17 protein-coding genes are annotated in these 22090 nt (G+C 37.4%); 5 read left to right on the forward strand and 12 right to left on the reverse strand.

Annotated features, from left to right (window positions below):
- Position 1: 1 nt before the first annotated feature.
- The 3 genes from H6W53_RS02675 to H6W53_RS02685 are packed head-to-tail and all read right to left on the reverse strand — an operon-like array spanning position 2 to position 5015.
- The gene (locus tag H6W53_RS02675; RefSeq protein WP_185204758.1) at positions 2–2584 is read right to left on the reverse strand and encodes a DNA gyrase/topoisomerase IV subunit A; all 2583 of its coding nucleotides are present in this window, start codon (positions 2582–2584) and stop codon (positions 2–4) included.
- 11 nt (positions 2585–2595) lie between these two features.
- On the reverse strand, positions 2596–3072 hold the full coding sequence (locus H6W53_RS02680; protein ID WP_185204759.1) for a hypothetical protein: 477 nt from the start codon (positions 3070–3072) through the stop codon (positions 2596–2598).
- Between the two features lie 53 nt (positions 3073–3125).
- Positions 3126–5015 (reverse strand): DNA topoisomerase IV subunit B, encoded by a 1890-nt coding sequence (locus tag H6W53_RS02685; RefSeq protein ID WP_185204760.1) that lies wholly within the window; start codon positions 5013–5015, stop codon positions 3126–3128.
- A 286-nt stretch (positions 5016–5301) separates the two neighbouring features.
- Here H6W53_RS02685 and H6W53_RS02690 point away from each other — a divergent pair, with 286 nt between their 5' ends.
- From H6W53_RS02690 to H6W53_RS02700, 3 genes are all read left to right on the forward strand, one after another.
- On the forward strand, positions 5302–6018 hold the full coding sequence (locus H6W53_RS02690) for a LytR/AlgR family response regulator transcription factor (RefSeq protein ID WP_185204761.1): 717 nt from the start codon (positions 5302–5304) through the stop codon (positions 6016–6018).
- 348 nt (positions 6019–6366) lie between these two features.
- Positions 6367–7575, forward strand: coding sequence for a T9SS type A sorting domain-containing protein (locus H6W53_RS02695; protein WP_185204762.1), 1209 nt, complete (start codon positions 6367–6369; stop codon positions 7573–7575).
- 204 nt (positions 7576–7779) lie between these two features.
- On the forward strand, positions 7780–8928 hold the full coding sequence (locus tag H6W53_RS02700; RefSeq protein ID WP_185204763.1) for a methionine aminotransferase: 1149 nt from the start codon (positions 7780–7782) through the stop codon (positions 8926–8928).
- Positions 8929–9343: 415 nt separating this feature from the next.
- Here H6W53_RS02700 and H6W53_RS02705 read toward each other — a convergent pair whose 3' ends face one another.
- Complete coding sequence (locus tag H6W53_RS02705; RefSeq protein WP_185204764.1) at positions 9344–10108, reverse strand: SDR family NAD(P)-dependent oxidoreductase; 765 nt, start codon at positions 10106–10108, stop codon at positions 9344–9346.
- A gap of 90 nt (positions 10109–10198) precedes the next feature.
- Positions 10199–11137 carry a helix-turn-helix domain-containing protein gene (locus H6W53_RS02710; RefSeq protein WP_407933583.1) on the reverse strand — a complete coding sequence of 313 codons (939 nt, stop codon included), beginning with the start codon at positions 11135–11137 and terminating at the stop codon, positions 10199–10201.
- A 151-nt stretch (positions 11138–11288) separates the two neighbouring features.
- Between H6W53_RS02710 and H6W53_RS02715 the strand changes: the two genes are divergently transcribed.
- Together H6W53_RS02715 and H6W53_RS02720 are read left to right on the forward strand one after the other, a co-directional pair.
- Positions 11289–11444 carry a hypothetical protein gene (locus H6W53_RS02715; RefSeq protein WP_123956691.1) on the forward strand — a complete coding sequence of 52 codons (156 nt, stop codon included), beginning with the start codon at positions 11289–11291 and terminating at the stop codon, positions 11442–11444.
- A gap of 18 nt (positions 11445–11462) precedes the next feature.
- Positions 11463–11621 (forward strand): bacteriocin, encoded by a 159-nt coding sequence (locus H6W53_RS02720; RefSeq protein WP_123956693.1) that lies wholly within the window; start codon positions 11463–11465, stop codon positions 11619–11621.
- Between the two features lie 78 nt (positions 11622–11699).
- Here the strand turns inward: H6W53_RS02720 and ychF are convergent, their stop codons facing one another.
- The 7 genes from ychF to H6W53_RS02755 all read right to left on the reverse strand — a co-directional run bounded on the left by ychF (position 11700) and on the right by H6W53_RS02755 (position 21789).
- On the reverse strand, positions 11700–12791 hold the full coding sequence (gene ychF / locus H6W53_RS02725) for a redox-regulated ATPase YchF (RefSeq protein WP_185204766.1): 1092 nt from the start codon (positions 12789–12791) through the stop codon (positions 11700–11702).
- 207 nt (positions 12792–12998) lie between these two features.
- Complete coding sequence (locus tag H6W53_RS02730) at positions 12999–13550, reverse strand: ferritin (RefSeq protein ID WP_087711599.1); 552 nt, start codon at positions 13548–13550, stop codon at positions 12999–13001.
- 222 nt (positions 13551–13772) lie between these two features.
- Entirely contained in the window at positions 13773–15626 is a 1854-nt protein-coding gene (locus H6W53_RS02735; RefSeq protein WP_185204767.1) for an alkaline phosphatase family protein, read from the reverse strand.
- A gap of 180 nt (positions 15627–15806) precedes the next feature.
- On the reverse strand, positions 15807–16478 hold the full coding sequence (locus tag H6W53_RS02740; protein WP_087711603.1) for an HAD-IA family hydrolase: 672 nt from the start codon (positions 16476–16478) through the stop codon (positions 15807–15809).
- Between the two features lie 6 nt (positions 16479–16484).
- On the reverse strand, positions 16485–17639 hold the full coding sequence (locus tag H6W53_RS02745; RefSeq protein WP_087711604.1) for a TIGR03364 family FAD-dependent oxidoreductase: 1155 nt from the start codon (positions 17637–17639) through the stop codon (positions 16485–16487).
- Between the two features lie 12 nt (positions 17640–17651).
- Complete coding sequence (locus tag H6W53_RS02750; RefSeq protein ID WP_087711606.1) at positions 17652–18953, reverse strand: DUF5690 family protein; 1302 nt, start codon at positions 18951–18953, stop codon at positions 17652–17654.
- A gap of 10 nt (positions 18954–18963) precedes the next feature.
- Complete coding sequence (locus H6W53_RS02755) at positions 18964–21789, reverse strand: TonB-dependent receptor (protein ID WP_185204768.1); 2826 nt, start codon at positions 21787–21789, stop codon at positions 18964–18966.
- Positions 21790–22090: the final 301 nt, after the last annotated feature.

The following is a 22090-nucleotide window of genomic DNA, read 5'->3' on the forward strand; positions in this document are numbered from 1 at the left end:
TTTAATGTTCTGTATTATCGTCATTTTGAAACAGGTTTCCAATGGTTCCGTCTTCATCAAATCCCGCCATAGGCTCCGGTTCTTCATATACTTCCGGTTCTTCTTCCACAGGTTCAGGAATGTTGATGTTGATGGATTTCACCTTGAATTTGGTAAACTGATTTCCGATGGCTTTGATTCCTTTTACGGCAATAAATTCATCGATATTCACTTCTTCCGGCTCTCGTTCTTTGCCTTTGTCTTTTGCGAAAATAATTTCGGCAGTGGCTCCGTTGGCAACAATTACATTTTCAATGAACGATTTCGAATGTTCCGAAGGCATAAAAGTCTGCACATTCGGCGTGTTTTCGAATAAAAACCGTTTGATGAAATAAATATCTTTTTCACCATCGTAATAGATGCAGGTTACCGGCTGATTCGGACGCCATTTTTCCAGCACCAGATATTCGTCATCGAAGCGGTTTCCGAGATCAAAGGAAACTAATTTCGCTTCTCCGTTGGTGTTGATGGTTAAAATTTTATCATCCCCTTTGAAGCTTCCCAGTAAAGTCCCTCTTCCGTCTGCATTCAGCCTTCTCACCGTATCATCAAACCAGATTCGTCGCGGTGCTAATGTAGAAACGCCTTCTTCTTTCAGATCCACTTTCTTCACGGAATATTTGGTTACCAGATTTCCCTTGGAATCACGACCTTTAATCGCGAGTTCTGAGAAATCGATGTCCATTTTATTTTTTCTGATTCTTGGATTGGGTTTCAGAAGAACTGTCACCGTTTCAGCTTCTCCGTTTGGATTTGCCGAAAAATAAAGCACTTCCGATCCTTTTTTATCCGAAGCTAAAGGATAATCCGTATTTCGGGTAACACCAGTTACGGAAAAACGCTTCATATAATAAGGTCCTTCCCTTCCTTCGCGATAGATCATGTTGTAGACCGTTCTTTTATCGTTTTTCTTCCAGATCGCAACATGGAGAATATCTTTGCCGATAAACGTTTTGGCTTCCACTTTTACCACTTTCATGCTTCCGTCTTTTCGGAAGGTGATAATATCATCGATATCCGAACAGTCGAACAAATACTGGTCTTTTTTCAGGGAAGTTCCGATAAATCCTTCTTCGAAATTGGCGTAGAACTTTTCATTGGCAACCGCAACTTTTGTCGCATCGATCGTGTCAAAAATTCTAAGTTCAGTTTTTCTCTGTCTGTCTTTACCATATTTTTTCTGAATGTTCAGATAATAATCAATCGCATACTGAATAAGATTTGCAAGGTGATGTTTCACCTGCTCGATCTTACCTTCCAGCGCAGCGATATTTTCTTTAAATTTATCTAAATCGAACCTTGAGATTCTCTTGATTCTGATTTCTGTCAGTTTTAAAATATCTTCTTCCGTTACGGCTCTTAAAAGATGTCCGGTATGAGGTTTCAGCCCTTCATCAATCGTTTTCAGAACATCTTCCCATGTTTTTACCTCTTCAATATCGTGGTAAATTCTGTTTTCAATGAAGATTCTTTCCAATGAAGAAAAATGCCAGCTTTCCTGAAGCTCATGAAGTTCGATCTCCAGTTCTTTTTTAAGCAAAGAAACAGTATGATCTGTATTCATTTTCAGGATTTCAGAAACATTCAGGAACATCGGCTTATCGCCGACAATCACACAGGCATTCGGAGAAATGGTGACCTGACAATCGGTGAAAGCGTATAAAGCGTCAATGGTTTTATCCGGCGAAACATCATTATGAAGATGGATCAGGATTTCAACTTTATCTGAAGTATTGTCTTCAATTTTTTTGATCTTGATCTTCCCTTTTTCATTGGCTTTAATAATGGAATCAATCAGATCGCTTGTGGTTTTAGAATACGGAAGCTCCGTAATAATAAGGGTATGCTTATCGTAAGGTGAAATTTTGGCTCTGGCTCTTACCTTTCCGCCACGGTGTCCGTCGTTGTATTCTGAAACATCCAGATAACCCGCCGTCATAAAATCGGGGAAAAGCTCAAACTTTTTGCCTTTCAGATATGCTACGGAAGCATTGATAAGTTCGTTAAAATTATGCGGAAGAATTTTGGTTGAAAGTCCAACTCCGATCCCTTCAACGCCCTGCGCTAAAAGCAACGGGAATTTTACGGGAAGATCGATCGGTTCATTATTTCTGCCGTCATAAGATTTTGCCCATTCCGTTGTTTTCGGATTGAAAACCACTTCGAGAGCAAAAGGGGTTAATCGGGCTTCGATGTATCTCGCCGCCGCCGCAGAATCTCCGGTGTAGATGTTTCCCCAGTTTCCCTGTGTATCGATCAAAAGTTCTTTCTGACCGATTCCTACCATCGCATCCGTAATGGAAGCATCACCATGAGGGTGATATTTCATGGTATTTCCAACGATATTGGCAACCTTGTTATAACGTCCGTCTTCCAGCTCCCGCATGGAATGCATGATCCTTCGCTGAACAGGCTTAAATCCGTCATAAACCGATGGAATTGCCCTGTCTAAAATTACATAAGAAGCATAATCCAAGAACCAGTCTTTGTACAGTCCTGAAACTTTTTTTAAGCTTTCGCCTTCATGCGAGTATTCTTCTGTCATTCTTTAATTTATTAACTCTTTTTCTCTTTATTGGCCTTAACGACCTTATTTAAGGAAACTTTTAAATCACTAATTTCTCTTTTGGTAAGATATGAAATTTCATACCTCAAAATGGTAGAACCGCTGTTTTTGCTTGAGATCGTAACATAAAGTCTTTTCATAAAGAAAAGATCTACAACCTCAAATTTTTGCAGTTTGTATTTCGGAAACTCATCACTTAACGGTTTTTGCAGAAAAGGAATAATGTTCCTGTTTCTGAAATGCAGAGCTTCTCCATCACTGTCATATTCAAAGATCTGCCTTCCGTTAAAATAAAAGAGTACTACCAAAATAATTGGAACAAAAATCAATAGTAATTCTTCTCTTCCCAAGATCCTAAACTTATACTCTTCTAAAATATAAGCTCCGATACCTCCGACTAAAAGCATAGCCAATAAAGTACTAATGAAGCTGTATACCGAAGTTTTATTGCGGTTACTAAGTCTCATATTAATATTTGTATTAGTGGATTATTTGTGTTTTTTTAAAATAAAGATTTTAATTAGCTTTCATCTATGACTTCACTCAATATTTCTTTTTTATTAATATCAGGGTCTTCAACTACCAGATTTTCAAGGATAAAAGTTTGTCTGTCCGGTGTATTTTTTCCCATGTAGAATTCCAAAAGCTGATCAATGGTTTGGTCTTTTCCTACCACAACAGGTTCCAGACGGATGTCTTTGCCGATAAAGTGTTTGAATTCGTCAGGAGAAATTTCTCCCAATCCTTTAAATCGGGTAATCTCCGGATTTTTCCCCAATTCATTTAACGCTTTTACTCTTTCCTGTTCTGTATAGCAATATCGTGTCTCTTTTTTATTTCTTACTCTGAATAAAGGGGTCTGAAGAATATAAAGGTGTCCGTTCTTAATCAGATCCGGGAAGAACTGAAGGAAAAACGTAATCATCAGCAGACGAATATGCATCCCGTCGACATCGGCATCGGTGGCAATAATTACCTGATTGTATCGAAGATCTTCAAGACTTTCTTCAATGTTCAAAGCTGCCTGAAGAAGGTTGAACTCTTCGTTTTCATACACTACTTTCTTGGTTAAACCATAACAGTTTAAGGGTTTTCCTTTCAGAGAAAATACTGCCTGTGTTTCCACATCTCTGGATTTTGTGATGGATCCGGATGCTGAATCTCCCTCGGTGATAAAGATTTGGGTTTCTCCTTTTCTTTCGTTTTTCTGATCGTTGTAGTGCTGTCTGCAGTCGCGAAGTTTTTTATTGTGAAGAGAAACTTTTTTGGCTCTTTCTCTCGCTAATTTCTGAATTCCGGAGAGTTCTTTTCTTTCTCTTTCCGAGATTAAAATCTTTCGTTGGATCGCTTCAGCAACTTCAGGGTTTTTATGTAAAAAATTATCTAATTTACTTTTCAGGAAATCAATAACAAAAGTCCTTACGGTGGGTCCGTTCGGTCCGATGTCATTCGATCCTAATTTTGTTTTGGTCTGAGACTCGAAAACAGGCTCTTCCACATTAATGGAAACTGCGGCTACAATGGATTTTCTAACGTCGGAAGCATCAAAATTTTTATTAAAAAACTCACGGATTGTTTTTACGTAAGCTTCTCTGAAGGCATTTAAATGGGTTCCTCCCTGTGTTGTATTCTGTCCATTAACGAATGAAAAATACGTTTCGGTCTGAGATTTATCAGTGTGCGTAATGGCAACTTCAATATCATTGTCCTTCAGGTGAACAATGGGGTAAAGCGTTTCGTTTTCCAGCTCTTCGTCCAGCAAATCTTTCAGACCGTTTTCTGAGAAGAATGTTTCTCCGTTGAAAAGAATTTTCAACCCGGGATTCAGATAGGCATAATTGCGGAGCATTCTTTCGATATACTCTTTTCTGAATTTGAAGTGAAGGAAAATATTGGCATCCGGAATGAAGGAGATTTCCGTTCCGTTTCTGTCTGAAGAATCTTTTTCTTCAAAATTTTCTGTAATAATACCTCTGGAAAATTCTGCGGCTTTCATTCTGCCGTCCCGGAAAGAACGAACCCTGAAATAATCGGAAAGTGCATTTACAGCTTTTGTACCGACTCCGTTAAGACCTACGGATTTTTTGAAGGCTTTACTGTCGTACTTCCCTCCTGTATTCATCTTGGAAACTGCATCCACTACTTTTCCCAACGGAATTCCGCGTCCAAAATCACGGATCGTAACTTTACCGTCGTCTAATTTTATTTCAATTCTTTTACCTGCTTTCATTCTGAACTCATCGATGGAGTTGTCCAGAATTTCTTTCAGTAAAATGTAGATACCATCATCGGCGGAAGAACCGTCTCCCAGTTTCCCGATATACATTCCGGGACGCAGGCGGATATGCTCCTGCCAATCGAGGGTTCTGATATTATCTTCGGAATAGATCGGATTTATTTCTTGTGACATATGTAATTTCAGCAAACATACAAAAGTACGAAATTGAAGAAAATTATCCGAATATTTTGGTTCATTTTTTTGTAAATATTCTCATAGGTATTGCATTATTAATAATGAAATTCTATATTTACATTATTCAATATCAAGTGAAAAACCAGCTTTATTTTATTTTTTTCGTTAAAATTAAAGCTGATTATGTTTCAAATTAATAATCTTAATAACATCAATAAAATATTATCTTATGATTGTCTCTCTATAATTACCTAGTAAAACTGAAACCAAAAACCAAACTCACATGAAAAATAAATTGAACGCCTGTATTATTGACGACTTAGATGAAGGCAAATACGTTTCCCAACTCCTGAAAAAGGAATTTCCTGAATTCGAAACTGATCTTCAGACGAGCTGTATTCTCTTCGCTTCGGATTATTTCACAAAACATTCCACGGATATTTTATTCGTTGATATTCAGAATTTTAAAGAAAACGATATTGAAGCATTAGTGCAGTTTAAAGAAAATGATTTCCCGATTATTCTCATCACAGAATCTGAAAAATCCGCTATTCAGGCAATAAAAAGAGGATTTATCCATTATATTTTCAAACCTTTAAAAAATCTGGATTTCGTTCTCACCGTTAATAAAGCTCTCGAAAAATTCAGAAAAAACAGAATCTCTTCACTTTCAGGTTTCCAAAACAAAATCAATCTTCCTACCCTGCAAGGATTTAAGCGGGTAAATATTGACGAAATCATCCGTTGCGAAGCAGATTCCAATTACACTTCTATTTATCTTTCGGATAAAAGCAAAGTACTAGTTTCCAAAACATTGTGTGATTTTGAGAAAAATCTTTCCGAATATAATTTTTTCAGAATTCATCACAAACACCTCATTAACCTCGAGCATCTTAAAGAATATATCAAAGGAAAAGGCGGACAGGTCGTAATGGCAGACAATTCCGTCCTCGATGTTTCCATTCGCAGGAAAAACGAATTCCTCCATAAAATGGCTTAACGTAAGAAATAATATTTTTTTCATCTTACCTGTGATGTTAGATTACAGGAAACATTCAGTTTTTCAATACTATAACAATATCATTCAGACATTTTAAAATAAACCATTGCCATTTTTTGAAAAGAAAAACACATTTACGTGCAAAAAAACTACACTTACTCAAAATCCATCCGCATTTACTTAGTCACTTTAGTGTGAGATTATTATATGTGATACTTTTAAGGTCTTAACTACATGTAGAAAATTTAATAGCTAAAAGGTGAAAACCAAAATGTATTCAATGAGTATTAATTCTTAAAGTTTTTGTTGGTTTTTGATGTATAAAATCAACTTAGCATCATGGTAAGAATGTATTTTTTAATCTTCTGCTTTCTTTTAGGAAACATAATGCTTTTGGCACAAAATCCTCCCTGTTCAGATTTTAATGATCCTGTAAATCCTTACGGAAACTGGGCTCCCGCTGCTGCACCCAACGGAAATGTAAGTGTAGGTGTAGGTTCTCCGAATCCTCTGGACGGATCGCAGTTTCTTATTATAAAAGACAAGTCGGGAGGATCGTGGTACCAGAACTGGAAAGATTACCAAAAGCTGGGAAACTATTTTTTGGGGCAGTGTCTTTATTTTGATTTTTATCTGGACAATGACAGTGGTTACGGATTGCCTTATCATCCATACATCACACTTTCTGACGGAACCAACAGCGCTACATTTGTAGCAAGTGTAACGGTAACTCCGGGAAGCGGATGGGTTCGTATAAAAGCGCCTATTCAGCTTTCCAGCGGCGGTGTTCTTCCAAGCAATTCGGACGGAGCATGGACGATGAGTCCTGTAAATGCGGCAATTTTTGATAACATCATCATGAATTCCCAGGTTCTTTCCATTACGCCGGATATTACATCTACACAACAGGAAGTGATGTATTTCGATAACATCTGTGTAAAGCCTTGCGAAGGATGCAACGAATGTAATTCTAACTTTAAAATCCAGACAACAACAAGCACATCAGGAAATTACACCACAGCTCAGATATTTCTTGAAAGCACCAATTCTCCAAGTTTATATAAAGTAGACTGGGGCGACGGAACGACAGGAGATGTACTGACTTCGCACATCTACAACACTCCGGGAAGCTACACGGTTTGTGTTATACAGTTTGAAGGAGATCAACCTAAGTGCAAAACCTGTATTTCTATTTGTATTCCGAAACCTGCGGAAGGAGGAAACGCTAAAAACCCTGGCAATTTGAAATCTCCTTTAAAAGATGTTGCCGAAGCAGCAAGAGCTGAATCGGAAACAGCCAGTCAGCCGGAGTACAATCTGGTTCCCAATCCCGCAAAAAACTATGTTGATGTACAGACTAATCTTTCCAAAAGAGGCACTGTAACCGTTAAAATAATGGATACTTCCGGAAAGATTCTGATTAATAATTCCGAAACGGTAGAAAGCGGAAGACAAAGTATTAAAATCAATACCGAAAAACTGATTCAGGGAACTTATATTGTTGAGATACAATCCGAGAACGTAAAATCTTCACAGAAACTGCTCATAACGAGGTAGTGCAATTCATATCTTCAAAAAAGCCATCCGAAATCGGGTGGTTTTTCTTTTTTAAGCAATCCTTTAAACCATTATCAGTCTTTTATTCATCTTTCAACAAACTGAAATCAAATCTCTTTTGTTTTTTGTGATTAATTTAAACCTTTACATATCTTTTGATTGTAAAAAATAAATTAAATTCGAGAGATCAAAAATTTAACCTTAATGATACAACTTCCTTTATCCAAACTTTCCAATGTGGGAACTACCATTTTCAGCCAGATGACGCAGCTTGCCAACGAAAATGAAGCCATCAATCTATCGCAGGGGTTTCCCGATTTCATGCCGGATTCCGAATTGCTGTATTATGTGGATCATTTCATTAAAAAAGGCTTTAATCAGTATGCTCCGATGGGCGGAATGATTGGTTTGAAGGAAGAAATTGCCGGAAAAATAGAAAATTCTCATCAGGCAATGTATCATCCCGATTCTGAAATTACGGTTACTGCAGGCGGAACTCAGGCTATTTTCACTGCAATTGCGACTTTTGTAAAGAAAGAAGATGAGGTGATTATTTTTGAACCGGCTTATGACTGTTATGAACCTACGGTAGAACTTTTTGGGGGAATCGTAAAGCGTTTCGAAATGAAAGCTCCCGATTATGAAATCGACTGGAATGTGGTAAAAAGTTTAGTTTCGGAAAAAACCAAAATGATCATCCTGAATAACCCGAACAATCCTTCCGGAAAGATTTTAAAGGAACATGACATTCAGGAAATAATTAAAATTGTTGAAGGAACTTCTATCCTGATTTTGAGTGATGAAGTGTATGAAAATATTGTTTTTGACGGAAAACAGCATTTAAGCATCTGCAAATATCCCGAACTGAAAAACAGAAGCCTTTTAGTGGCTTCATTCGGAAAACTGTTTCATGTGACCGGCTGGAAAATAGGCTATTGTGCGGCTCCGAAATATCTGACGGATGAATTCAGAAAAATACACCAGTTTAATGTATTCTCCGTGAATACACCGATGCAACTTGCTTTGGCGGAATATATGAAAAATCCGGATCATTATAATCAGCTTAATCAGTTCTTTCAGGAAAAAAGAGATTTTTTAAGACAAGGGTTAGCCAATACTTCTTTTGAATTACTGGATTGCGAAGGAACATATTTTCAGGCTTTAAAATATGATAAAATTTCAGACAAAAGAGATCTTGATTTCGCGCATGAACTCACGATTAATCATAAGGTAGCAAGTGTACCTTTCTCTTCTTTTTATAAAAATAAGCTGAATGAAAACGTAATCCGTTTGTGTTTTGCCAAGAAGCAGGAAACTTTGGAAAAAGCTTTGGAAAATTTGTCTAAACTGTAATTTCGTTGATCGTTGATTTAGCAAATAAGAAGACTTAAAAAAGCTAATTTAACTAATTTTAATTTGATTGTCCGTTTATTAACCTAAAGCTTCGACAGGCTCAGCTTGACATCGCTAAAAATCAAGCGTTTAGTATTAGAGGTGTCACACTGAGCTTGTCGAAGTGCCTGTTATAAATTGATTTTCATATCAGTGCATAGTAATAGGTTGTTTAACGGATATTCAAAATTTTAAATTTAACCGCAGAAAATACAAAAGACTTTATTGAATTTATTTAGAGTATCTCAAAAGTCTGCAAAGAGAAAAAATCTTTGATTTTTTAAACGTATGTGCTCTTTTTTTCCATTTAAGTAGTAAACTTTAAAAACTAAAGTATTACAATTTTTTGCATCTTTTGCAGTAAAAAGTTTAAGCACTATAAAAACATTCCACCGGAAGCTTCAATTCTCTGTCCGTTGATCCATCTTGCCTCTTCAGTACATAGGAAAGCCACTATTCCGCCGATATCGTCGGGAACACCTGCTCTTCCTAAAGCGGTATTATTGGCAACCATAGTGTTGATGTTTTTATCATCCCTTGTTCTTCCGCCGCCGAAATCCGTTTCAATAGCACCGGGAGCCACAACATTGGATTTAATTTTTCTTGCGCCCAGTTCTTTTGCCTGATATTTCGTAAGCATATCAATGGCAGCTTTCATAGAACCATATACGGAAGATCCGGGTAATGCAAACCTTGCCAATCCTGAAGAAACGTTGATGATTCCACCACCTTCATTCATAAAAGGCAAAAACTTCTGAGTCAGGAAAAATACTCCCTTGAAATGAATATCCACCATATCGTCCAACTGCTCTTCGGTAACCTCCGGAATCGGGCAATATAATGCTGTTCCTGCATTGTTGATGAGATAATCGATGTTTCGGCTTCCCGTATTTTCTTCAAGATGATCTCCGACCGTTTTCACAAAAGCATCAAAACTTTTCACCTCTTTTGTATCCAACTGATAAGCAATTGCTTTTTGTCCCAAAGACTGAATTTCTTCTACTACCCTATCCGCTTCTTCCCTGTTGCTTTTATAAGTTAAAATCACATCAAGACCTCTCTGGGCAATTTTAATCGCTGAATTTTTTCCTAATCCTCTGCTTCCTCCCGTAATTAGGGCAATTTTTGTTCTTGTTTCCATTATTTAATGATTTATTTTAATGAGACAAAGTTCAGATAATTTACGGTTCAGGCGTTTGCTTTATTCAAACTTAAATTTGCAAAATTCAAATCATGACCGAAATTCCAAAGGAGCGAGAGATGTCTTCTTTTTGAAAAAGTTAGAGAAGTGTGCAATCTCTTCAAATCCGAGAGCGTAGGAAATCTCAGAAACATTCCACTTGGTCTGTTTCAGAAGAATTTTTGCTTCCTGAATAACCCTTTCTGCAATAATTTCCGTAGTGGTTTTCCCTGTACTTTCTTTCAGTTTTTTATTTAAATAATTTACGTGAACCGCCAATCGGTCTGCATAATCTTTTGCCGTTTTCAGCTGCAGTCTCTGATCCGACGATTCTATGGGAAACTGCCTTTCCAACAGTTCGATAAATAAAGAAACAACACGCAGTGAAGCGTCATTTGACGTTGATAATTTTGAAGCCGGCTGCAACTTTTGTCCATAATGAATAAGCTCCAGAACATAATTTCGGATAAGATCATACTTAAAAATATAATCGGAATTAATTTCTTTTTTCATCTTATCAAACAGGAGTTCTATTTCGTCTGCCAAAGCATCATCAATTTCAAACAAAGGAACATTTCCCGGCTGAAAGATCGGTAGATCTTCAAGCGTATTGTGTGATTTGTCTTTAATAAAAAAATCTTCTGTAAAAACGCAGAAACTCCCCGACTGGAAAGGATCTTCGGGAATCCAGTGATAAGGAACTTTAGGAGTCGCAAATAAAAGTGCATTCCCTTTTATCTGAATAATTTTATCTGCATATTCCGCTCTGTTTCTGCCTCTTATTAAGCTTATCTTGTAATATTTCCTTCTGTTATAAGGCATTTCGGAGGTTGTTTTGATTTTTTCAATCGTTTTGGCGATATCAAAAACATTGAAATGACCAATTTCTTTATGAAGCCCTTTCGGAAAAATGGTTTCGAGATCCGTTCCGAGTTTCGCGGTCATTTCTCTGTAAAAATCATCCAGCGAAGTGTAAGAAGTATGCTGCATTTTTTCCATACCTAAGAATTTGTAAAATTCAAATGTACGGAATATTCTTTCTGAAATCCACAACAATAATTTTATAAATTTATCAAACCAAAGTGATTTATATTGAAATATTTTATAAATTAGTAATTACCAAATTAAAATTATGTCTTATATGAAAAATCAAAATCTATCAAATGGAAAAAAGCTTAATAATAAGCAGCTAAGATCCATCAAGGGTGGACTACAACAATGTGTTGATCCGGAAACAGGACTTTGTAAAGCTTATGGCAGACGTTGTGCAGAACCTGAATGTTTCGAACTTCCTTAATCCTTTAAAATCATCATTATGAAAAATCAAAAGTTACAAAACGGAAAGAAACTGAATAAAAAACAGTTAAAATCTATTACTGGCGGAAAAGAAATATGCACAGATCCTTTTACCAAAGAATGTCTTAAATATGGTATTGGCTGTGTAGAATTAAAATGCCAACTCATTGATTTATAAACTATTTAAATAAATAAAAACGCTTCGAAGCAATGCTCCGGAGCGTTTTTCAATATAACTAACTTTAATACTTTATTCTTATACGTTGAATCTGAAGTGCATGATATCACCGTCTTTTACGATGTATTCCTTTCCTTCTACAGAAAGTTTTCCGGCTTCTTTTACTTTTACCTCAGAACCGTAGTTTACATAATCATCATACTTGATTACTTCTGCACGGATGAACCCTTTTTCAAAGTCGGTATGAATTACACCTGCAGCCTGCGGAGCCGTCCAGCCTTTTCCGATTGTCCAAGCTCTAACTTCTTTTACTCCTGCTGTGAAATAAGTCTGTAATTTCAATAGATCATAAGCTTTTCTGATCAGTCGGTTCACTCCCGGTTCAGTAAGACCAAGTTCTTCAAGGAAAATTTCTCTTTCTTCAAAAGTTTCCAGTTCATTAATGTCTGCTTCAATCTGAGCGGCTAAAACAACTACTTCTGCGCCTTCATTTTTAGCCATTTCTTCAATTTTACCAATCCATTCGTTACCATGCTTGATGGAATTTTCATCCACGTTACAAACGTAAAGAACCGGCTTATTGGTTAACAGTTGAACATCTCCTATAATTGATTTCGTAAGATCGTCTGTTGCAAATTCTCTTGCATTTTTACCGTCTTCTAAAAATTTTTGAAGACTCTGAAGTGTTTCATAAGCCAGAACATCTTCTTTTTTACCGGATTTGATGAACTTTTTAGCTTTCTCAACTGCTTTTCCTACCGTTTCAAGATCTTTCAGCTGAAGTTCGATATCAATGATTTCTTTATCTCTTAACGGATTTACCGAACCTTCTACGTGAACAATATTTCCGTTATCAAAACATCTTAAAACGTGGATAATTGCTTCACACTCACGAATATTGGCAAGAAACTGGTTTCCTAAACCTTCTCCTTTACTTGCTCCTTTTACAAGTCCTGCAATATCTACGATCTCTACAACGGCAGGCAAAACTCTTTCAGGTTTTACCAATTTTTCCAGCTCAAACAATCTGTGATCCGGTACTGAAACAGTCCCCAAATTCGGTTCGATGGTACAGAAAGGATAGTTTGCCGACTGCGCTTTTGCATTGCTCAGACAGTTAAAAAGAGTTGATTTACCTACATTCGGTAAGCCTACGATTCCACATTTCATAACGAAATTTTTATTTTATTTATAATGCTATGTAACCTTTCGGTTTCATATTGTAAAATTCTATGGTTAAGATTAATATTCAAATTGGAGGTTATTCCGATCTGAACTTTCAGCGTGCAAAGATAGTGATTTTAAAGAGAGTTTCATAATAAAAAAATCTGCCATTTTCTGACAGATTTTTCAATAATTTAATTTCAAAAAAGATTGTTAAGGATTATCTCCCGTCGCTTCCTGCGCCAAAGGAACATCTCCCGGAGTTTCCTGTAAAGTTTTATCTAAGGTAAATAAAGATTCATCAGATGCTCTGTCTCCTCCCGCAATTTTTAATTTATCAATTAAATTCTGTGCCAGTGTTTCCTCTTCAATCTGCTCCTGTACAAACCACTGCATAAAGTTCCACGTTGCCCAGTCCTTTTCTTCAAGTGCCATATCTACAATTTTATAAATGGCAGTGGTATTATCTACTTCATGTTTAAAAACCCCTTCAAAACAATCGGTAAGCGATTCCGGATCTGTCGGAGGAGCAGGAATTGCATCTACTTTCGGCTTTCCGCCTCTGTTTAATACATATTCCATGAATTTGATGGAGTGATTTCTTTCTTCCTGAGCGTGCCTGTACAGGAAATTCGCAATTCCCTGATATCCTTTGTCGTCTGCCCAGATTCCGTATGATAAAAAGGTGTGTGAAGCGTGAATTTCTTTGTTCATCTGGTCGCTTAATGCTTTTTCAATGGAATCGGAAAGTCTTTTGGTATTCATAATAGATATTTTTTGTGATTATGAATCTATGGATACAAAAATGGTTCCGAGAAGTTTTTATTTTTAGCCAAAACATTTAAATACATTTACAAGCTCCTGAATTACATTATTTTAAGCTGATAATTTATAGTTATTCTAAAATATGAAGATAAAATTTTTCAGATCAAAAGAAAGCTTCCGGTATAAAACCGGAAGCCTTCTTAAGTAAAAATTATCTCTGTACTATTGTTTTATCAATGTTTTGGTAAGCGACTTTCCTTTTCCTGTTATTTTTATGAAATAAATCCCAGCCGGAAAATGATTAATATTTAGTTTTTCATGGTAATCATCGTTATAAAAATTGACATTTTTTGATAAAACCAATGATCCTTTTGCATCCATAATTTCCAGCTTCATTTCCTTTTCCTTCGATTTGAATTTTATATTCACCTCCTGATTCGAAGGATTGGGATAAATCATAAAATCATTCGTTGTAATCTCTTTTTCTTCGGCAGATAAGCTTCCGTTGGCGCATAGCGGAATTCTGTTGATCCCATCAATTCCCCAAGATGGCTGAACAGGAATACAAAGCCAGTTCAATACAGTCGGCAAATGATCTGTTTCCCGGGTTGTCGATAAATAATTATAAATTTTAAAATTAGTAACCGTGTTCAGATTTCTGGCGGGAGATCCGGTAATCGTAACGGTGTTTGCATTCGGACCAAAATCTGCCAGTGTATTTCCCGAAACCTCATCACATTTCCAGTTGGCAACCAATTGAGAATAATAAGGATGTGAAGCCGTAATATCCTGATTTGCCCAATTCACGATGACCTCATTCGGAAGCGCAGATTTCCACACTCTGATGTCTCTGTAGGAAGCTGCAAGCGTTGGACTGTAGGTATTTGTCCCGTCCTGATTGATCGTAAACGGAAGTCCCGAATCAATATTTCCAATGGTGTTCATTTTTGCAAAAGTTACGGGAACACCATCTTCATACATTGTTACAAGTCCGTCTCTGTCGAAACTTACAGCAATGTGTTTCCATGTATTGAGTTCCATTTTTCCGCCCACAAGATCAATCCTGTTGGTTCCGTCGCCGATATTCATTTTAAAAGTCTGTCCGGAATATCCTGAAATTACAAAACCTTTGTTCTTTCCGTTTGCCCAGTTTTTATTACTGATCATTACAGGATCACTGGTGTAGGCAACGTTCGGTTTCATCCAGAATTCAATTGTAAAATCCTGAGTTGCTCCGAAATTAAATGGAGCCTGATTCGCCGGTTTTGCATACGTTCCTGCCGGAAGATTGAGCTGATTGAACGTTTTAGAAGATTCTGAAATGGTTCTGCTGATTTGCTGAGGAGTAAAATTAGGATTAGAATAGATGGTAAAAATATTTCTTTCTGAAAGATTTCCGCCTCCATGACCGTTATCTACCGCGCCGTGATCCGTGGTTAAAACAACCAGCCAGTCTTCATTACTGTACGTTGATCTGTTTTTCATGGCGTTTATAATTTCTCCGATGTACGTGTCGATGGTTTGTATGGCAGCAACATACTGCGGTACAGAAGACGAAAAACCATAAGAATGTCCGGCGTGATCCACATCATCAAAATCAATAAATAAAATGTCCGGATTATCGTTTTGCAGTGCATTTACAGCAGCATTTTTCACTGCAAGATCCGTTGTGAAATTAGTCTTCACATCGGCGTTCTGAACAATGGTATTGTTAACCGGAGCCCAATGAGCCAGAGAAATGGTTCTTAAATTGGGATTATACGCTTCTGCTCTCGTTAAAAAGTCAGGGTAATTTGCATAGTTCGGACTGGTAAAATTATTGTCCTGCACATTGTGTTTCGTATGCCAGACTCCTGTAAGCATGGTGCTCCAGCCGTTTCCGCTCAAAGTAATTGCGGCACAGAGTCCGTCTAAAGAATAAACTGACTGATCTGCCAGTGCATGAATGTTCGGCGTACCGGAAGACATCATAACATCCGCCCGACAACCGTCGATCCCGATGAAAAGAACTTTCTTCGTCTGAGCTCCGAGAAAACAGCTCATTACGACTGCCATTGAAAATAGTTTTGCTTTCATAATAATAAGTGGGTTTTGAATTTTAAGATTTTACAAACTTTAGGTTGATTGAGTAATTTAAAAAAGGGATGTTCGGAACTTTGGGAACTTTGTCAAAGTTTAAAACTTTGACAAAGTTGATTTCCTGATGTTCAGAAAATAAAAAAGAGGCTGAATTGGGATAAGCGTAATTTGAAAGAATTAGTAAAAAAATCGTTCAGCCTCAGAAATCGTGTTAAAAATATAGTCGGGATTGGATTTTTCAAGTTCAGCCTTGCTCTGTGCTCCGGAAAGGACGGCTACCGTAACTCCGCAGCCTGCATTTTTGCCTTCTTCGATATCAATGACAGAATCTCCTGCTTTTAAAACTTTTTCAGGTTCCTGAATATTGAATTTTTTCATTGCCAGAAGAATCATTTCCGGACTTGGCCGGCTTTCCGAAACGTCATCGGCTGTAATTAAAGCATCAAAGTGGGCATTTTCTTTCCAGCCCAGTTTTTCTAAAAGCTGCAGGGCAATTTCGGAAGTATAACCTGTATTTAAAACAATCTTTTTATCCTGAGCTCTCATCTTGATGAGGAAATTTTCAACGCCGTTAATGGGTTTTACCTCTAAATTCTGATAGGCTGTTTTTAACTGATCCGAAAAGCTTTCAAAAATGGCAGCCGCGTCTTCTTCATTTCCGCCTATTTCTTTTAACAGACTGCTGATTGCTTCCAGTTTTTCCATTCCGGCACAGCTTAATAAGACTTTTTCCAGAGAAACGTTGTATCCGTAATCATTCACGGCTTTCATTAACGTTTTATATACCACGTTATCTTCATCAATGGTGGTTCCAGCCATATCCAGAACCAGTAATTTTATGTTCTTCATTTAATTTTATGCGTAAATTTTATCTATATTAAATTTTGAAAAGCCTCCGCTTCCCGTCATTCCCTTTCCTCCGATTCCCGTTACAATATGAATGTTGGGAGACGGACTGTACTCGAAAATATCTTTTGTTTTGCACTGGGAATACACTCCAAACCATCTTCTCTGGATTTCATAGGTCGGAAGATCTATGATTTTCTTTGCTTCATTAATCATAAATTCATCTATTTCCATATTCAGATCAAATCCTAAATCATCTGCATTTTTAGCATCTGCATATTCATGGGAATCTCCTAAAATAACCGAACCGTCCAAAGCCTGTTTGAATAAAATATGGACTCCGTATTTTTTCTCAAAGGAATTCGGGTCTTCCATTGTTTTGATTTTTTTGAAAGACGGACATTCTTCAAAGGATTCATACCTTCTGATGGAAAGTCCTGTGAGAATATTTCCCTGAAGCTCATAAATTCCCTGTGGTTTTGTCTGAAGCATCTGCAGTTTGCTTACTTCAAGATCACTTTCGTTAAAAACTTCGGGATATAACGTTTTAAATTCATGTCCGCCGCAAATGATTATTTTTGAAGCCATCAGTGCTGTTCCGGCTGCAGTGATGGCAATACATTCTCCGTCATTTTCATGGGTTTCAACAATAGTTGTGTTATAGAAAATTTTAAGATCCAGTTTTTCCTTTAAGAACCGATGAAGTTTTACAATCATTTCAGCAGAATCTACCGATAATTCCTGAGGGAAAAACAATCCGCCCTTACAGTAATCTGAACGAAGACCATCAAATTTGCTGATACATTCGCTTTTTGAAAGAAGAACAGATTCATAATCATTATTTTTATTGATTTCATGCAGCTCATTAATTAGCTGAAGCTCTTCGTCATTGGATGCGATATAGACCGAACCGTTTTTTCGTACCGTTAAATCAGCCTGAAACTGAAGTTCGTCATACATGGCTAAACTTTCTCTTCCGAAGTTCTGCCATTTGAGATCCATTCCGGAAGGTACGACCTGTCCGAAATTTCTTACCGTTGCTCCTTGAGGAACAGAATTTTTCTCTATTAAAGCTACTCTAAGTCCTTTTTTCAGCGCATGATAGGCATGAAAGGTTCCTAAAATGCCTCCTCCTACAACGATTAAATCAAATTTTGTTGTCATTCTTACTATAATTTATATACTTTTCGAAGGATCGAAACTGATGTATGGTTTGTTATTGATTTCACTTTTTCCTGATTTTCTTCTGAATGCGACCAATGCAATGAATGAAGAAACCAGCACAATGGTTACGATAATGTAGTTCAGCCGGATATAAAAATTCAGCCATGAAGTCTGCGGTGAGCCGAAATTTTTGTAAAGCAGAATCAGAACGCTTCCCAGATACCCGAAAGAATCTACGAGATAGATCAGAAATCCTACATTTCCTTTGATATTGAAAGCAGCAATCATTCTGTCGAAATACATTCCGTTGAACGGGATATAACAGAGGTACATTCCGAAACCTGAAAGAACCATCCATAAAAAAGGCGATATAACTTTGCTTTCAAATAAAAAGGTTGAAAAACCTACGGTTAAAATTCCTCCAAAAAGAAGATAATGATAGCAGGCAAAAGCTTTTCTGTTGTTTTTGATCTTTACCATAAAACCTAAGATCAGAAGCACCATAACAGCAATCGGAATTTCCGTTAAGGTAAAGACAGAGCTGCTGAATCTGATGTGCAGATTATCCCAGATCTCGCGGTTGAAATTATCTCTGAAGTCCCTTAAAACCGTAAGACTTACGTACAACAATGTAATGCAGACCATCGGAACCAGAAACTGCTGAATGATTTTTTTTCTTTCTGCTTTATTAAGCGGCTCTCTTTTGTTTTTTAACAGAATGTCTTCTTCCGTAGGTTGCGGAAGTTTTTCCAGCATCAGTCCGAATATGAGCAACGGAATGATGAATAACAATCCTGCCGAAAAGGGCATCCAGAATTCTGAAATACGGAAAGTATCCATTAAAAACTTTCCTGCGGATTTTGTAAATCCTGAAGAAACCACAAAGCTCGAACACAAAAACAATCCGATGATTTCCGTTGTTTTCCTTCCTTCAATATAAGAAAAAACGATTCCCCAGATCATCCCGAGCGGAATCCCGTTAATGAACATACAAAGAATATTGTACGGAGCGGGAATGACGGCAAAGCCCAGCAAAGCAATTTCTGCAAATGCAATAAAGATGAATAAATAGAAGATCCTTTTTTCCGGCTTTAGTTCTGAAATAAACTTAATTCCAAGAAATTTTGAGATAAAATATCCCATAACCTGAGCAATGATTATCAAAACTTTATAATCGATCCCGAAATAAGAAAGTTCTTCGAAGGAGGCGACTGTAAAGGGTTTCCGGAAACCATACATGCAAAAGTACACTCCAAATGCCGCGAAAGCCGCTTTCAGCGTAACTGCTGTTTTTTTATTGACTGCTTTTACCATGATGATCCGGTTAGAAATTAAATTTTATTCCCAAGTTGCATCTTACTCCGTAATATTCAACCTGTTCCGGTCGGGTTTCGTCTTTTCCGAAATGGTAGATCAGCGGTTTATTCAGAATGTTGTTTACGTCTGCATATAACATGAGGTGTTTGGTGAACTGATAGGAACCTCCGAAATCCAGACTGCTGTATTTTCCGTAGTAGGAATCATTGATATCGTCTTCCGCATATTCCACAGCATATTTTCCTTTGTAATTGTACGCCAGTCTTGCGTTGAATCCTTTTTTCTCGAAAAACAACTGAACATTGTATAATTCTTTTGCCTGATAAGGAAGTTTTACTTTCCTTCCGCCTGGTTTTACCATTTCAGAATCCATGAAAGTGGCGTTAAGCTGTGTTCCGAAATATTGCAGGAAACCGGGTAAAAAATCGAATCTTCTGTTGATGCCCAATTCGATTCCGCTTAGTGAAGCGGCTTTTCCGTTATTTGGTGCGGTGAACTGTACGCCGTTTATTCCGTTGTAGTTTCCGATGAAAGAATCCTGAAAAATAGGATCTGTAATGGATTTATAGAATACTCCCCCGCTCAGAATTCCTACGTTTGAAAAATAGTATTCTCCCATCAGATCAAAATTCAGTGAATAGGTCGGATTCAGATTCGGGTTTCCGCCTTTGAATTCGTTGTCTGCTTCGCTGTATGTTCCTCCCGGAGTTAAATCTCCGAAATTGGGTCTGGAAAATGTTCTCGTAGCGGCAAAACGCAGATTTATTTTATCATTTACAGTGTATTTAACATGCAGCATCGGCAAAACGGCAAGGTATTTTTTTGTGTTTTCAACAGGAACCAAGCTATTGTTGATTACATTATATCCTTTTACTTGCGTATTGGTATTTGATAATCTGATCCCTCCTAAAATGGTGATCTTGTCATTCACTTTATACGTTCCCATTCCGTAAGCATCGGCGTGTTTTTCAAAGACATCGAAATTTCTTCCGAGTGCTTTATTATATTCCAGAGCTTCCGAATCGGCTGTATTGATCTTTAAATTTCCCTGATTCTGAAACCAGAACTGATCCATTCCCGATGTCGACAGAACAGGACCGAACGTATTCCCGATGTGGGTGTTCATTTCGCTTAAATATTGAGTTCCATTCGCCTGACTCGTAATATATTGTCCAAAATCTGATAAAAGCGGTGCCGTTCCGTTGTTCCAGTTGTAGAAAATATCGGAGAATCTGGCGTTCCGTTCTTTATCCCTGTATTTGAAACCGTATTTTAAGGTTAAACGGTCTGAAGCATTGATCTCATGGTTAAAAGCAGCGACAATCTTATCCTTTTCTTCAACAAAGACTTTGTAAAATTCCAGATCGGTAAATTTCATTTTGGAAGCATCCATTTTAAAATTGGGATCGCTGTAAAAGCCAAATAACGCGTCCGGATCTTTATAGTCCAATTTTCCGCCATCGGCTTTCCAGTAAGCTCTCGGACCTATTCCGTGATTGGCAATATAAGCCGGATCGATTCCCACTCCGGATTGAGTGTACTTAATGACATAATAGGAGTTGTTCTGTTTATCGGGAATGTTTCCGTATTTGAATTTATTGTCATAATACGATAGATCCCAGTCGATCTTCCCTTTGTTTAACTGATGAACTGCGCCTAAAGAAACCGAGGTTAATTCTGTAATCAGACGGTTATGGATGTTCTGCAATTCCACTCTTGCGGTGTTGTTGGCGGAACTGAATTTATCAAAACGGATTCTGTGTTTGTAGTGCGTTTCATCATCAGACAGCGTTCCATACATTCCTTTGAGATAAAATGTGGTTTTTGGAGACAGCACATATTCAAAAGCCGTGTTGATTCCTGTCGTTTTTCTCACTCCGTTGTAATCGCGAAGCTCTAACCTGAAAACACCTTCATCCCCGCTTCTTCTCGCTTCAAAATTATCGGTAGACCAGTTTCGGATGAAGTGTGCAAAATTGAATAAATACCCGAATTTTTTATCCTTTGTTCTTCCGCCGTAAAGCAGTCCGATGTTGTAGACTCCTTTATCAGATTTAGCATTGTAACCGCTTCCCAGTGTTGCTTTGAACTCGGTTTTCATAGGCGGTGTTTTCGTAATGAAATTCACGCCGCCTCCAATTCCGTCGGCTTCCATATCGGGAGTGAAAGATTTATTTACATGAACATAAGAGATAAGTTCTGTCGGAAAAAAATCGAAAGCGGTTGCTCTGGAAGTGGTTTCCTCTTCCGCAGTCGGAAGCCTGTTTCCGTTGATGGTTGTTGATGCCCAGAATGGCGGCAATCCTCTCAGAGAAACAAATCTTCCTTCTCCCTGATCTCTTTCTATGGAAACTCCCTGCACACGCTGAACGGTTTCCGCGGCATTTCGGTCCGGTAATTTTCCGATTCCGTCGGAAGCAATAACGTTGGAAATATTGATTGCGTTTTTCTGAAGATTTAAAGCTCTTGCCTCGCTGTTTTTCAGAGAGCCGGTAACGATGACTTCATCAATGTTTTTCTGTTTCTGAAGCATGGAGATCATTCCCAGATCCATAGTCTGCTGAGACTTCAGATCTATTGTAATATTCTGATTTTCAAAACCAATATAAGAGATCTGCAGTTCATAATGCCCCGGTTTCAGATCATTGACGGAAAACTTTCCTTCCAAATCGGTCATGATGATTTTAGAGGTTCCGGCAACCTTTACGGCAGCTCCCGGAAGCGGCTGGTTATGGTCTGAAACAATTCCTGTAACGATCTGTTGCTGGGCAGAGATAAAAATACTGCAACAGGCAAAAAGAGAGAATAGAGATTTTTTTATTATCGGCTCCATTGTTTACATATATTAAATTTATACCGCAAAACAAGTCAATAATTTTAATATATGTAATTATTTTATATTAAGTAATGTTTAATAAATGAAGCAGAATTGTTACCTCAGTTTTACCTGCAGAAAGTACCGTATTCTTTTTTCATAATGGAAAAACATGAGTGTTAATCAGTGTTTCAGAAGACGGAACACCATATGCAATGCATATTTGTTTAATAAAATTTTAAAAAAAACAACCGCCCAAAGATTAATTTAAAGTTAAATCAGAAGGTTTGATAAAAAACAGAAAGTTGCGTATTTGTAA

It is taken from the genome of Chryseobacterium sp. C3, assembly GCF_014218905.1.
Classification (GTDB): Bacteria; Bacteroidota; Bacteroidia; order Flavobacteriales; family Weeksellaceae; genus Chryseobacterium; species Chryseobacterium mucoviscidosis.